The sequence below is a fragment of the Pseudoalteromonas sp. MMG033 genome, assembly GCF_057197785.1.
In genome coordinates this window covers 20,334-32,940 of record NZ_JBXVAL010000002.1, presented here as the reverse complement: position 1 = coordinate 32,940, position 12,607 = coordinate 20,334, and the positions used below count along the sequence as shown (strand labels likewise).

Annotated in this window: 14 protein-coding genes; 7 read left to right on the top strand and 7 right to left on the bottom strand. The window is 39.6% G+C overall.

Annotated features, from left to right (window positions below; genetic code table 11):
• Nucleotides 1-11: 11 nt before the first annotated feature.
• Nucleotides 12-467: a nuclear transport factor 2 family protein gene (locus AC2CZC_RS21665; RefSeq protein ID WP_484585375.1), complete on the top strand. Its 456-nt coding sequence runs from the start codon at nucleotides 12-14 to the stop codon at nucleotides 465-467.
• 176 nt (nucleotides 468-643) lie between these two features.
• Complete coding sequence (locus tag AC2CZC_RS21660; RefSeq protein ID WP_484585374.1) at nucleotides 644-1,381, top strand: substrate-binding periplasmic protein; 738 nt, start codon at nucleotides 644-646, stop codon at nucleotides 1,379-1,381.
• 29 nt (nucleotides 1,382-1,410) lie between these two features.
• On the opposite strand, the gene AC2CZC_RS21655 is transcribed toward AC2CZC_RS21660, so the two are convergent.
• Entirely contained in the window at nucleotides 1,411-1,602 is a 192-nt protein-coding gene (locus AC2CZC_RS21655) for a hypothetical protein (protein ID WP_484585373.1), read from the bottom strand.
• A gap of 271 nt (nucleotides 1,603-1,873) precedes the next feature.
• On the opposite strand from AC2CZC_RS21655, the gene AC2CZC_RS21650 reads away from it, so the two are divergent.
• Together AC2CZC_RS21650 and AC2CZC_RS21645 are read left to right on the top strand one after the other, a co-directional pair.
• A complete protein-coding gene (locus tag AC2CZC_RS21650; RefSeq protein WP_484585372.1) occupies nucleotides 1,874-4,429 on the top strand; it encodes a reprolysin-like metallopeptidase in 2,556 nt (851 codons plus the stop codon).
• Nucleotides 4,426-4,797 (top strand): hypothetical protein, encoded by a 372-nt coding sequence (locus tag AC2CZC_RS21645; RefSeq protein ID WP_484585371.1) that lies wholly within the window; start codon nucleotides 4,426-4,428, stop codon nucleotides 4,795-4,797. The genes AC2CZC_RS21650 and AC2CZC_RS21645 overlap by 4 nt, the downstream gene beginning before the upstream one ends.
• A 53-nt stretch (nucleotides 4,798-4,850) precedes the next feature.
• Here AC2CZC_RS21645 and AC2CZC_RS21640 read toward each other — a convergent pair whose 3' ends face one another.
• The 5 genes from AC2CZC_RS21640 to AC2CZC_RS21620 form a co-directional block, all read right to left on the bottom strand.
• On the bottom strand, nucleotides 4,851-5,276 hold the full coding sequence (locus AC2CZC_RS21640; protein WP_484585370.1) for a hypothetical protein: 426 nt from the start codon (nucleotides 5,274-5,276) through the stop codon (nucleotides 4,851-4,853).
• Between the two features lie 11 nt (nucleotides 5,277-5,287).
• Entirely contained in the window at nucleotides 5,288-6,076 is a 789-nt protein-coding gene (locus AC2CZC_RS21635) for an HvfC/BufC family peptide modification chaperone (RefSeq protein ID WP_484585369.1), read from the bottom strand.
• Nucleotides 6,063-6,908, bottom strand: a complete 846-nt coding sequence (gene bufB / locus AC2CZC_RS21630; protein WP_484585368.1) for an MNIO family bufferin maturase — start codon at nucleotides 6,906-6,908, stop codon at nucleotides 6,063-6,065. Before bufB ends, AC2CZC_RS21635 begins: the two co-directional genes overlap by 14 nt.
• A 59-nt stretch (nucleotides 6,909-6,967) precedes the next feature.
• Nucleotides 6,968-7,432: a BufA2 family periplasmic bufferin-type metallophore gene (gene bufA2, locus AC2CZC_RS21625; RefSeq protein ID WP_063363872.1), complete on the bottom strand. Its 465-nt coding sequence runs from the start codon at nucleotides 7,430-7,432 to the stop codon at nucleotides 6,968-6,970.
• A 323-nt stretch (nucleotides 7,433-7,755) separates the two neighbouring features.
• Nucleotides 7,756-8,232 carry a GNAT family N-acetyltransferase gene (locus AC2CZC_RS21620; protein WP_484585367.1) on the bottom strand — a complete coding sequence of 159 codons (477 nt, stop codon included), beginning with the start codon at nucleotides 8,230-8,232 and terminating at the stop codon, nucleotides 7,756-7,758.
• 192 nt (nucleotides 8,233-8,424) lie between these two features.
• Here AC2CZC_RS21620 and AC2CZC_RS21615 point away from each other — a divergent pair, with 192 nt between their 5' ends.
• The gene (locus AC2CZC_RS21615; RefSeq protein ID WP_484585366.1) at nucleotides 8,425-9,264 is read left to right on the top strand and encodes an SPFH domain-containing protein; all 840 of its coding nucleotides are present in this window, start codon (nucleotides 8,425-8,427) and stop codon (nucleotides 9,262-9,264) included.
• Nucleotides 9,265-9,336: 72 nt separating this feature from the next.
• Here the strand turns inward: AC2CZC_RS21615 and AC2CZC_RS21610 are convergent, their stop codons facing one another.
• Nucleotides 9,337-11,070: a hypothetical protein gene (locus AC2CZC_RS21610; RefSeq protein ID WP_484585365.1), complete on the bottom strand. Its 1,734-nt coding sequence runs from the start codon at nucleotides 11,068-11,070 to the stop codon at nucleotides 9,337-9,339.
• A gap of 566 nt (nucleotides 11,071-11,636) precedes the next feature.
• Between AC2CZC_RS21610 and AC2CZC_RS21605 the strand changes: the two genes are divergently transcribed.
• Both AC2CZC_RS21605 and AC2CZC_RS21600 read left to right on the top strand, forming a co-directional pair.
• Nucleotides 11,637-11,870: a hypothetical protein gene (locus AC2CZC_RS21605; RefSeq protein WP_484585364.1), complete on the top strand. Its 234-nt coding sequence runs from the start codon at nucleotides 11,637-11,639 to the stop codon at nucleotides 11,868-11,870.
• 75 nt (nucleotides 11,871-11,945) lie between these two features.
• Nucleotides 11,946-12,215, top strand: coding sequence for a hypothetical protein (locus AC2CZC_RS21600; RefSeq protein ID WP_484585363.1), 270 nt, complete (start codon nucleotides 11,946-11,948; stop codon nucleotides 12,213-12,215).
• The last annotated feature ends 392 nt before the right edge of the window (nucleotides 12,216-12,607 follow it).

Sequence of the window (12,607 nt, the reverse complement as noted above, 5' to 3'; positions counted from 1 at the left end):
AAGGGGGAAGTATGAGGTATTTTTTTCTATTTGCTTTGTGTATATGTTCAGTTGCTTTTGCGAACCCAGCATTTGAGGATAAAGCGAGCGAATATAACCTACAAAAAACTGAACAGGAAAAAGCTGCAGAGGCTGTCATTGATAAGCTGATCCGAGCTTATAACAATCAGAATATTCGTCAGTTTTTGGCTTTGTATGCAGAGGATGTTGAGTTTTACATGTACCCGCAAACCTTGATGTTCAAAGGCAAGAAGCCACTTATTAAACGCTACGGGTTAATGTTTGAGAAGATGCATTGTATGAAATCAACGTCTATCAAGCGGATCACGAACGGGAACATCGTTATAGATCATGAAACATCTGAAATCTGCACAAAAGCGGACGGTGTGATTGATAAACGCTCTGAGTTTGTGACAAGTTATCAGATAGAAGATGGCAAAATTCAGAAGGTGGTATTCTTTAGGTAATCACCTCTGTGACAGTGTTATTTTTGCATCGCAAAGCGACAAATTATTGTTGCTTTGCATGTATTTCTTGATTTTATTTTTCTCATCACATCATAACGACTATCCTTTTAGTAAAGCGTAACAAAGAGATTGCGCAACAATTGTCATTGTTTCATCGGTAATTATTTGGAGGAGTCGTGATTGACAGGTTAGCACTGTTACCGGTGCTTTTGTTTTTTTGTATCCAAAACAATGCTTTTGCTGACATACCTAAGCTTCATGTAGTTACTGAAGAGTGGGTGCCATACAATTATGCAAACCAACAGGGGGAAATTGTAGGGCGCGCGACAAAAAAAGTGCGTGAAGTGCTAGACCTTGCCGGTATTGAGTATGATATCAAGCTTTACCCCTGGGCTCGCTCCATGAAGCTGACAAAGACACAACCCAACACAATGATTTACTCTATTTATAGAAGCAGTGACCGAGAAAACTTGTTTGAATGGGCATGCCCTTTAATGCGGCCTGTAAGACAGTACTTGTTCAGATTAAAGAGTAGAACTGACATTCAAGTGGCTTCCCTAGAAGATGCGAAAAAATATGTCATTTCGATTGTTCGTGGCAGCGTTGTACATGAATTTTTAACTAAACAAGGGTTTGAAGCCGGCACAAATCTCGATATCACTGCAGATCCAAGTGCATCTCAGAGGAAGTTATTAGCAGGGAGAATAGATTTTTTGCTGACAACAGAGTACACCATGCATGCAACATTGAAATCTATTGGTGTTAACTATGATGTTGTTGTGCCTGTGATAGAGGTACGGAATAACTCTGATAGACGCGCATGTATGGCGTTTAATCTAAATACAAATAAGCAGTTAATTGATAAAGTAAGAAGGGCATTAGCTGAACATAATAGCCGCTATCTTGGCCCTTAATATTAGAGGTAAATGCTTTAGAACATTCTTTACCAAGGCTTTAAGGTATTGCGAGTTCTTTTAGGTTTATCTACAAGATATTTATCGAATAGCCGTTTACCATTATCATATTCAAGTGAAGTATGTTTGGTACTTGGATTTACAACAATTGCCAAGATCGCAAGTAAACTCGTTTTGACAAATTCCATTTCAATAAGATAGATAAATGATAGCGTTGTCATTGCTATACACGCTATAAAGCGAATTAAAAAAATCATGCCTTTCCCTTTGCAAGTTCCATGACTTAAATTTAGAGTTATTGTTCAGTAGTTTCAAGTGGTCTGATGAGGTTTTTTGCGTAATTACATGTATTAACACGCATAGCCTACAGCGTTGATCGGCGATCTCTCACAAAAGAAAATCTGTTTAATTTAAGTTTGAATCAAAAAAGAGCAGCAATCAGTCTATCTCTTACTATGCTGTAATATAGGTCTCATAAAGTTGGAAAGACTTATGGTGAAATATTTAGTTATTACTTTTGCTGCATTACTGGTTACTTTAAATGCAAAAAGTCAAACAGAACTATGGATTGAGCTTGAAAACAGGCAAAGCGTAAGTGGATTAAAAAAAGTTTATCTAGACACACCCCAATTAATGCAGCGCTTCGCTTCAGGCGGTGATGTGAGAATACAGCTTCCCACGCCTGACGGCCAGTTTAATGAATTTCATCTCACACCTTACTTTGTTATGTCAAAAGAGTTAGCAAGTAGGTACCCTGAAATCAAAACGTATACGGGAGTCCAAGTTGGTAACCCTGCTGTGAAAGGGACTTTTGATTTTTCACCGAGTGGCTTTTTTGGCGTATATGAATTGTCTGGAAAACGCGTATTTATTGAGCCTATTAACGGGCAAGGTCAGCAAAAACAAGCTTTGTATAGAGTGTATAATAAATACGCACTAGATAGTCAAAGTACAAAATCAGATTATCTACTACATGAGCCAATTAAGCGCAAAGCAGGGGCACACACACAGTCGCGATTAAACGATACTCGTCAACTCAGGTTTGGTATAACTCAAGACGTGAAATACCGATTGGCGGTTGTTACTACTGGGGAATATGCGCAATTTCATGGTGGCACAAAATCAGGTGTTATGGCTGCGTTGGTGACTTTAGTTAATCGGGTAAATCAGGTTTACATGCGAGATTTATCAACCTCTTTTGAGCTTGTAGCTAATAATGACGATTTGATCTTTTTAGACCCAGCAACAGATCCTTTTGCAAATGATGATACTGACATTGATAAAATTGCAGATTCAATTGCCAGCGTAACCAGCATTGACAGCTACGACATAGGGCACTTGGTTGGAACTGGGGCAGGTGGGCTTGCTGGGTTTGGTGTTGCATGCACAAGCGCAAAAGCCGAAGGGGTCACAGGTAATCCACAACCAATCAATGATGCGTTTGCTATAGACTATGTGGCTCATGAGCTTGGTCATCAATTAGGAGCAGATCATACTTTTAACGGCCTAGTTGGTGCATGTGATGGCAACCGTGTTGATGATGCTGCATTCGAGCCGGGTAGTGGTTCAACCATCATGGGGTATACAGGTATTTGCGATACACAAAACCTACAAGCTAACTCAGATCCATACTTTCATGTGTATTCATTAGAACAGATGGCTGCATATACTCGACAAGCAGATGGCAGCTCATGTGGAATAAGAACAGCTAAAACTAATCAAGCACCGTTGGTTGAGGCTGGTGATAATTTCACGATTCCCGCAAGAACGCCTTTCACCTTAAGCGGCAGTGCAACGGACGCGGATGGTGATGCATTAATGTATAGTTGGCAGCAAAGCGATTTAGGAGGCGCAACCAATAGTCCTCAAGAGGATGCAACTGATATGGGCTCTGGACCGCTATTTAGGGTGTTTAACCCAGTCTCAGAGGGGGAAAGAACATTTCCTAAAATGGCAGATGTATTATCTGGGCAAGTTAGTTATGGGGAAGTGTTGCCTACGACTAGTCGCAGTTTAAACTTTAAATTATTGGTGCGGGATGGTTCAGGCAATATTGCCGACGATGCAATGACAGTAACAGTTGTTGGCAATCAGCAAGGCTTTGCTGTGCAAGATCCAACCAGTGGTACACTTTGGATGCTTGGTACACAAACAGTGCGTTGGGAAACTGCTGGTACTGAAAATGCGCCGATATCGTGTGGAACTGTTGATATTTTATTATCACTAGATGGCGGTGAAACCTTCCCAACAGTGATTGGTGATAATGTTACTAATGATGGGGAGCATGAAGTCACTTTAGCTGGTCTCGTTAGCTCAGTTGATGGCAAGTTAAAAATTAAATGTACCGATAATATATTTTTTGCAGTGAACAATGGCAATTTGCAAATACAGGGCAGCTCTGAACCGATAGCGCCGAATATTACTGAGCAGGAAAGTTTAACTGTTGCGGAAGATACCAGTATTACCTTGGAGATCAGTAACTTTAAATATGAGGGCGGATTTAATGCAGAGTCCATCACCGTTGGAAATGGCGATAACTATACTGTGAGTGGTTTAACAGTTACACCCACGGCTAATTTCAATGGTACGCTCAACGTGCCCATTACGTCAGTACGTGGAGAGCTTACAAGCGATACTTTTAATGCAAGTATTAGTGTGACGGCTGTCAATGATGCACCCTCTGGCCAAGATGACTCATTTTCAGTGACTGTTAACACACAAAATAACCTTTTGAATGTGCTGGCTAATGATATAGATGTCGATGGCGATAATTTAGTGATTGGCACTGTAAATTATCAAGGTACAGGTAGCGTTATTGTATCCAACAACCAACTTTCCTATACACCTGCCACAGATTTTCTGGGTTCTGAACAGTTGTCGTATGTTGTTAGAGACGCAGCAGGTGTTGAGGCTACGGCACAGGTGACGATATCTGTGGCAGCGGCCCCAAGTAACGATGGCGGTGGATCTTCAGGGCAGATGTACTACCTCAGTTGGCTGATGTTGCTATTAACACTTACTAGAGCTAGGCAAAGGAGAGCAATTTGAAAACGTACATTGGTTTGATGTTATCGGCTTGGTTATTGGCTGGATGTGCAGATGGGTACGGTGAGCATCATAATGAGTCAACCACAGACATGACATTACAAAAAGATGTGTCTGATGCCATTGCTCGCGCAGTTGAAAATCAAGACTTTAGGCTTTATGCAACAACGGGGCGACGTCCTGTTTTCCCGGGGCTTGAGCAGTTTGACTTTGAAGAGCTTAAAGTATCGTGTGGCCTTAAGTATTTACCCAGTTCTGGTGATGTAATTAAGTCTGAGCAGGATAAACAGCAACGTCTAAAGCAGTATGAATTTGCTAAGAGCTACAATTTAAAAATATATGCTAGGTGTAAAGAAAACGCTAAAGCCTAGCGAGTGGAATAAGAATAGACAGACTAAACACGAGCTATTTATTTAGTCTGTCTTTAATTGAGTGAGGTTAACAGTTTTTTGATGCTGACTCTCACTTGGTCAATATCGTCAACTATAAGTAAAACGGACTGGTTATTGTTAGGCACGGATTCCCAGTGCTCAGACCAAGTTTGGTGTAGGGCCTTAGAACTTGACTGGACGTCTTGGTTAGCTAAATAACTAAAGTCTGTGATAAGGCCAACTCTTATCCAGCCTTTTCGCGGGCTCGCCGTATTCATATCTTTATCATAATGTGCGATATAAATGAGTTGTTCTAATGCAGCAAGTTCTTTAAGTATCTCAAAACAAGCAAGGCGAACATTACTATTATGCTCAGAGACTTCTAACCGCCAAGTGTTATAACTGAAACCGATTAAAGCAAATAGCATGCTAAAGATGACACTGATTTGATAGAGTTGAAGCCTTTGTCTCATTTTCATATCCGTGCCTATTATTGCGTTGCTGAGGTCTGTAAAAACCAACCAAGCTCTATTCCTTGCTGCAGTAACTGCATGACTTCGAGTGTACCTTGTTGTTGATCGCCAGTGACATTGGCCGCTGCTTCACAAATAAAGCCAAACGGTAAACCTTGCTTAATACTCATCAAACATTGAAAGTGGCATTCAGACAAAGGGTAAAAGCCAGTTCGTTTGTCTCGAGCTCTGGCGATGATCCAGTACTGAGTGTTATTTAATTCTGGCGATGGAGGGGAAGTGTTATTTTTCAGTGCTTGCCAACTCTCAACAGCCGAGTATTTGCAAGTAAATATGTGCACACTATGGTGTAATTGCAAAACGATATTAGGCCAAGCTGTTTGCTCTATGGATTGTAGGTGGGCGAGCTCTAATAATTTGCCATCAGCGGCATCGAAGGCTCTTAGTAGCAATCGTTCAAATAGGGCCATTTCGGATAAAATACTATGTTCTTTAAAAGGTGTATGGGCGCTGAGAAAATCTGGAAGCCGTTCACCATACTCTCTTAGGGATGATGATTGAGAAGGAAATAGCGCTAAATACGACTCAGCCATTTGATCGAATAATTCATCACCTAAATACAAACCAAGCATTTCATGGTCTTGCTCAAGCACTTTTTTAAGCCTAATTTGATATGCATTTTGATAGATTTCACTGCGTTGCTCGGGCGATAAGCCTGTTTGTTGTGCGATATGATCTGTAAAGCTTGTATTGTGACCCTGCAGCATCGCTATAAAGTCACTTTGTAATTGTTCAAGCGTACTCATAATTTTTCCAGTTGCTTGGGGCCAAAGATCTTGCATGCGTTAGCTCAGCCATGATTTCTTTGAAATCAGGGAAATTGTCATCTCTTTCTATCATGGTATTGACTGGCGCATGGCTGTTTGCAAACTTCAAGAATAACTCCCATACGGCATCACACACAGGTTGATCGTGTGTATCAATGATGTGGCTGCCAAAATCGCTGTGCCCAGCTAAATGTATTTGCGCAATAGCTGATGCGGGAATAGCGTCTAAAAATTCATTGGGGTTAAATTGGTGATTGCGTGCACTGACATAAATATTATTGATGTCCAATAAGAATTGGCAACCTGTTCTGTTGTGCAGTTCAGCTAAAAATGTCCATTCGTTCATTTCTGATGCTTGATAGGTGAGGTAACTGGATACATTTTCTAAAATAAGTGGACGCTCTAAATAGTCTTGTACAATGGATAAGCGTTGACTCAAATGCGTCAGAGATTCTTCTGTATAGGGCATAGGAAGCAAGTCATGACTATTAAAGTCGCCTAGAGAAGAAAAACATAAATGGTCGGATATCCAAAGCGGCTGAACACGATCAATCGTCTGCTTAAGCTTATCTAAATAGTCAAAGTTGACATCAGATGTACTGCCAATAGACATGGATACACCGTGCATCACAATGGGGTATCGCTCCTTTATTTGCGATAAATAGTGCCAAGGTTTACCACCTGCAACAAAGTAATTCTCGGAGATGATTTCAAACCAGTCTACTTTTGGGTTAGTCGCTATTATTTCTTCAAAATAACAAGTGCGTAAGCCAAGTCCGAAACCAACATAAGGGGGGGATGTGCTATTCAAGCTGTTCTCACAAGATTGATTGTTCAGAGCCTGCTTGGAGCAGGCTCCAAATAGAGTTATTAACTACCGACTTTACCGCCAATATCTTTACATGCTTTTGCTGGCATATTCACAAAGCCAGTGCCTTTGCACGATGCTTGCGCTGCACAGGCGTTGTTAGCTGTTTTACAGTCATTATGACCACCGCAAATATTGACATCGTGGCAGTGTACTAAATCTGCTTTTGCGATACTGCCTACCCAGCTGTCTTTTTGCTTACCGCCTACATCGGCACATGCTTTTGCTGGCATACCGACAAACCCACTCCCTTTACAAGATGCATGGCCTGCACACGCATTATTTGCCGTTTTACAATCGTTGTGACCACCGCAAATATTCACGTCATAGCAATGCACTAAATCTGTGGTTGCACCTTTAGAGCTTGCAGCTGTGCTGGCATTGCTTGATTGGCTCGAATCAGTTGCGTTACAGCCTACAAGACCCGCTACCATCATTGCCATTGCGGCGCCTGTTAATGCTTTCATTGTCGTTTCCTCGTGTTTTGGTATTGCCAAATTTATAGAGCAAACCAGAGTGGGCTGTATTTTGTATAGGAAAAGCACCACTCCAGTGCTCGATTTATTGACTTTTTTTGCAAATTCGCGCGATACAAAAAAAGCAAACTTTATGCGCTCCGGACGACTTGCTAGAAAAGACCTTGTGAGCTGCAGAATAATTTCAGTGTAGACGAAAAAATTATTTTGCGAGGAAACATGTAATAAGAATTACTCAGTGAAATAAAAATAGATGAAGGACATACTGATGTAAGCTCGGTGCGCCACTAACAGAGGAACACCGAGAGTGGAAGTTATTTCTTCGTGTTGACTTTCATCTCTAATAGCGACGGCTTAAAGCCAAGCTTTTGATATGCATTAATAGCAGCTTGATTGTCGTTGTAAACATCGAGATAAAAGTCATAAATGCCTTTAGATTCTGCCCAATCAATTAAACGTTGGGTGATTTTTTGGTTTAACCCTTGGCCTCGAAACTCAGGGCTGACAAACATAAACCCTAAGTAGCCGTGTTGTTCGTGCTCGAGAGATTGCTTTGATTGCCTGATTTGTACATAGCCTGTGGCGATGATTTGATTATTGTATTCTGCCACTTGTACGCTTGCTTGTTTACTTTGAAGCAGGTTATCTAAATCATAATAGTGTGCATCGGCTTTAATTTGACTATTATATGGCCGCTCCGCGTCGACAACGGCTTGTTCAAGGTTTAATAATGCGGCTTTGTCTTCTAAGGTGGCTGCTCTTAAGTGAATATGATGTTGTTCAGTTGTCATGAAAGTTCCTAACTGCTTACTGTTAAGTATAGAATCCGAACAAACATATAGTATAAAGATTATTATTTCTACAAAAATAAATTTTGGGGTATATACGTTCTTTATATTAGAGGAGATATGATTTTATTAATTGATTTTGCCTTTTTTAGTATTCAAAGTATTATATGGCTTTATATTTGAATAAAGCACATTATGTTTGAAAAAAAGTCAGCTCCGATTGGTACCATTTTTAGTATTGTCGCCGTTATCGCATTTTTCTTATTCGGATTAGGCGCTTGTAGTAACCCAAGTACGCCGGCTGGACATGAAGGGTACGTTTATGAAAAGCCTAGAATGTTTGGCTCAGGTGGTTACCAAGGAACCCTCCAAGGGCCCAGTAACTATGGTATGTCTGTATTGCGCAATGAAGTGATCAACATAGATATGCGCCCGAATACGTACACTGAAAAGTTTAGAATTCTAGCTAATGATGACTTAAATATTGTTTTTGATTTTCATGCTGTCGTTTCTATCAGAGCTGGTACTGTTAAAGCCGTAGTAGAGAATTATGGTGGTGAAAAATGGTATGAGCGATTTGTTAGAGAAACATTCAGAACATATGTACGGAACGCAGTGCAAAAGTTTGATAGTGGTGAGTTGAAGGCACGTCGAGATGATATTGCAAATGAAGTGACCACCAAGCTACAAACGTATTTAAATACAACCCCTTTTGAGGTTAAAAATATAGTTGTCGGTAATATAAATTACCCAGACATCGTTGCTAAAGCAGTTGAGAAAAAACTTGCAGCTCAGCAGTTGCTTTCTGAAAAAGAAACGCAGAAGCAAATAGCTAAAAAAGATGCAGAAATTCGCATTGAGGAAGCGAAAGGGATTGCTGAGGCACAAAAGATCATCAACTCAACGCTTACAGAAAATTATCTGCAGCACGAAGCGATTAATGCACAGCTTAAAATGGCTGAATCACCAAACCATACAACGGTATATATACCTGTTGGCACCAATGGTATGCCGCTAGTGAAAGGTCTAAAGTAAAAAGTGTACCGCACACAAAAGGCATGAATAGAAACGCGGGCTAATACTGACCAGTATTAGCCCGTTTTGCGATTACTTTGTTATCTTGATATCGACATCAAAGACAATGCCTTTATTGTTAATATCGTATTGAACATGCATTTTACCGGTTTGATTAAACAACTCTTTTAATTCATCTGGGATTGGCTCACCAGACTGCTTTGCTGCTTCAAATACCTTTGGAAATATCTTAGCACTGTTCAATCCAAAGTTAGCTAATCCATTGATTGTCACTGCTTGGCTGTTCAAATCCTTTGCCGCCTTTTCTGCCATATCGCCTTTATATAAAGCCAGATGTTGCCCTTTGAATGCTAAATAAACCGGGGCTGATATTGAAACACCCGGTGGCAGGTAATCATTTATTTCGATGGCGCTGCCATCGCTTGGTAAGGTTAACGATGTAAGTTCGGGCACCAAGCTTTTTGCCATATTAAACAGCGCTTGTACATCATCTGCAGAGACTGTAATTAAGGCATCTAAAGTGGTTGTATCAAATTCATCAGGTTGGTAAAGAGTGGTGACATCTATATCAAAGATTGTTGCGCTTACGCCTTTAAACGAACCTAGCATGCCCGTAGCCATAGCAAGTGGCGCAGGATTAACGCCTTTTGTTTGAGCTTGCAAAGCGTTAAGCGGTGCACAATCAAATTGGGCACTGGCAAATGCAGCCCATAGCGTATTGACTGAAGAAGAGAGCTGATCAGCATTGAGCCCTAACCCCAAAGTGATTAAAGCATCGTTACTGCTTTGCGTATGCTGAGGTAAAAAGCCACGCATATTTTGCAAGGCATTAAGTATTTTTGTATCCGAGGACGCGATAACCGTAGACACTTTAAGGTCGGCAAACTGACTGGTTATGTCCATTTTTTGCGTACCTGAAATAATAGCTGGCCATTTTTGAGTAATGTCAGAAAAGTCCTGCTGACACTCTGGTGTTCTGATACTCTCAAGTGCGCCATCACTATTGGATAAGCCAATAAGCTTGTCCAGCATCTGGGTTGCAGGGCTGTCTGGATTTTTGGCAGTAAGCATGTCAACGAATAAGCCTGTATCTAAAAAGGCGAGGTTATTTCCATCCAGTTGGTGGTCTTGGATGTATTTCTCAACTTTTCCGCTGCTGCTTAACGTATGTACAGGTTTAGTGAGGCCTAAAGCTGTCTTTAAATCATCAGAATCATTAAATGGGGTGTCAATGGTGACCGTTACCCAGCTTTCGTTAATGGCAACTAATAAGTCAAATATACGCTGATCACCTTCTTCAAAAAAGTATCTAGTTACTGGGGCGCCATCTATCTGCGTGTCTTCATACCTGAGATTTGCGTCCTCTGCTGCCTGTTTAATGGTGGTACTAAATACCTCAGGCTCACCCAGTTTTGCGCGTAACACAGGCAATAGGCCTACAGTATAGGCGAGGGCTTTTAGGTCATTGTTAATACCCCAAGTACGTTGAATGTGTTCAGATGACGCTGCACTTTTAGAATATTGCTCAAGGAGGTTGAGTATAAAACGTTGATTTACACTCATATCATCACTTTTCATTGTTGCAATCACGTCTTCAATTTGATGCACATTTTTATAGCTTTGTGGCAATAGATCAAAATATTGCAGATAAGGAAAGCTATTTAATTGGGACCATAAAAATAGCGTATCCGCAGGTACATAGTCTAATTGAGGTAGGGGGGCGGAATTGCTAGTTGTTTGCGCAATGTAGTAGCCGCCTGATGCAATAGCAGTACCTGTAACCAGTGCGATAAGGTATTTTTTCATTATTACTCCATGTGTGTGGGGTCTTCCAATTCAACGTCATGATATCAAGCCAGTACAATTGAACAAACGGTTTTTGTTATTTGCTTTGTATTGCTTGAAACATGTAATTGTATTAATAAAGCGTTTTTATATAGATGCAACTTAATTTTAGGGTAGTTAATTTCTCGCTTTGAGGTTTTAATTACTTTAAATAAGGTGGGTTTTATTATTTTTTTAATTTTTAAAGGGTTTTTGTTTGGTGTTTCTTTATTTATACATTGTTAAATCAAAGGGTTGTAGTTGTTTTTTCTTTTTTTTGTGGTTTTTTACTTAAAGCTCTTTTTGTTTTTATAGGTTGGTTTATAATTTATTTGAATTTGTTTTTTTAAATCCAATTGGGTTTTTTTATAAAAGTAAAACCAAGATTTTTTAATGGAGTTTTATTGGAATTCTTTGTTAAAAATAAGGGCGGCTGACTTCAGTCAACTTTAGACGGGGCGCTAAAGTCAGCCTGTTTAAGTGCTTACTTTCACTTTGAGAGTGAGCACATAATCCTCCGACAACTCATGAAAAGTTAGGTCGGTTTAATGGAGTATAGCATTATGCGTGAATTAAATGTAAGAGAGATTCAACAAGTAAGTGGTGGTGATGCTTTGAGGGGTTTTAATTGGGGAGCTGCTGTAGGTACTGTTGGCGGAGCTGTTTGGACTGGTTCATCAGTCGGAGCAACAAGAGGTGGTGTTATTGGAGGAGCGCTTGGCTTCTCTTTTGGCTTTGGTTATGGTGTTGGAACTGTGCTTTATCAGTTTGCAACAAGATAAGATTTGATTTTAACATAAAATGAAGTCTATCTGGATTGTTTTATATAATCCAGATTTTAATTGGAAGTGTTTAAGATGAGTGAAAAAAGTATTTTTTGGTTATTAAATATTGTGTCTTTTTTAAATTTTTCCATAAGTCTTAATTTTATTAGCTCTGATTTTTTCTTGTCTGTTTTTCTATTTTCTGGTGGTTGGTTTTTTCTGTTTTTATCTAAAAATCCAAGGGTTTTGTTATCTAAAAATGTACAGGAAATTGATAGGCTTATCCCAGGAGTTAAAGGAGTTGGATATCTTTTTATATCTGTGTTTTTTTTGATTTTAAACGTTGTTTATTACTTGGTGTGATTTTTAATTTGATTTTTCAACTGTTTTTTTGGTTTTTGTTTGATATGTTCAATTTCAGGTGGTTTTTCTTTTTTAGTGCATGCTGTTTATCATGGATTTGTCAGCAGAGCTGAGGCTGTTTATATTTTTCTTGTTATAATTGCTTATTAGAATTTAACTTTGATAATTTAAAGGGGTGAATTAAATATGTTGGGGTTTTGTTTTTGAGTACTTTTATAATCTTATTTTCAGGTCTGAGTAAATATATGTAGACATTCAAATTTACCCACTAATTAGGTGAATGACATGTGTTATGCCAGTTATCATTTTTCGCGAAATAGGGGGTTATTCAGGGCAAGATCATGAACGTTACCTTGACATAAATTTATGATTTTATACTACTTTTCAGATTC

Bases quoted from the DNA above. Each gene is read 5' to 3' on its own strand.
- AC2CZC_RS21600 (WP_484585363.1), top strand. From the start codon at position 11,946: ATGAGTGAAAAAAGTATTTTTTGGTTATTAAATATTGTGTCTTTTTTA.
- AC2CZC_RS21635 (WP_484585369.1), bottom strand. From the start codon at position 6,076: ATGAGTACGCTTGAACAATTACAAAGTGACTTTATAGCGATGCTGCAG.
- AC2CZC_RS21605 (WP_484585364.1), top strand. From the start codon at position 11,637: ATGGAGTATAGCATTATGCGTGAATTAAATGTAAGAGAGATTCAACAA.
- AC2CZC_RS21615 (WP_484585366.1), top strand. From the start codon at position 8,425: ATGTTTGAAAAAAAGTCAGCTCCGATTGGTACCATTTTTAGTATTGTC.
- AC2CZC_RS21665 (WP_484585375.1), top strand. From the start codon at position 12: ATGAGGTATTTTTTTCTATTTGCTTTGTGTATATGTTCAGTTGCTTTT.
- AC2CZC_RS21655 (WP_484585373.1), bottom strand. From the start codon at position 1,602: ATGACAACGCTATCATTTATCTATCTTATTGAAATGGAATTTGTCAAA.
- AC2CZC_RS21610 (WP_484585365.1), bottom strand. From the start codon at position 11,070: ATGAAAAAATACCTTATCGCACTGGTTACAGGTACTGCTATTGCATCA.
- AC2CZC_RS21640 (WP_484585370.1), bottom strand. From the start codon at position 5,276: ATGAAAATGAGACAAAGGCTTCAACTCTATCAAATCAGTGTCATCTTT.
- AC2CZC_RS21620 (WP_484585367.1), bottom strand. From the start codon at position 8,232: ATGACAACTGAACAACATCATATTCACTTAAGAGCAGCCACCTTAGAA.
- AC2CZC_RS21650 (WP_484585372.1), top strand. From the start codon at position 1,874: ATGGTGAAATATTTAGTTATTACTTTTGCTGCATTACTGGTTACTTTA.
- bufA2 (WP_063363872.1), bottom strand. From the start codon at position 7,432: ATGAAAGCATTAACAGGCGCCGCAATGGCAATGATGGTAGCGGGTCTT.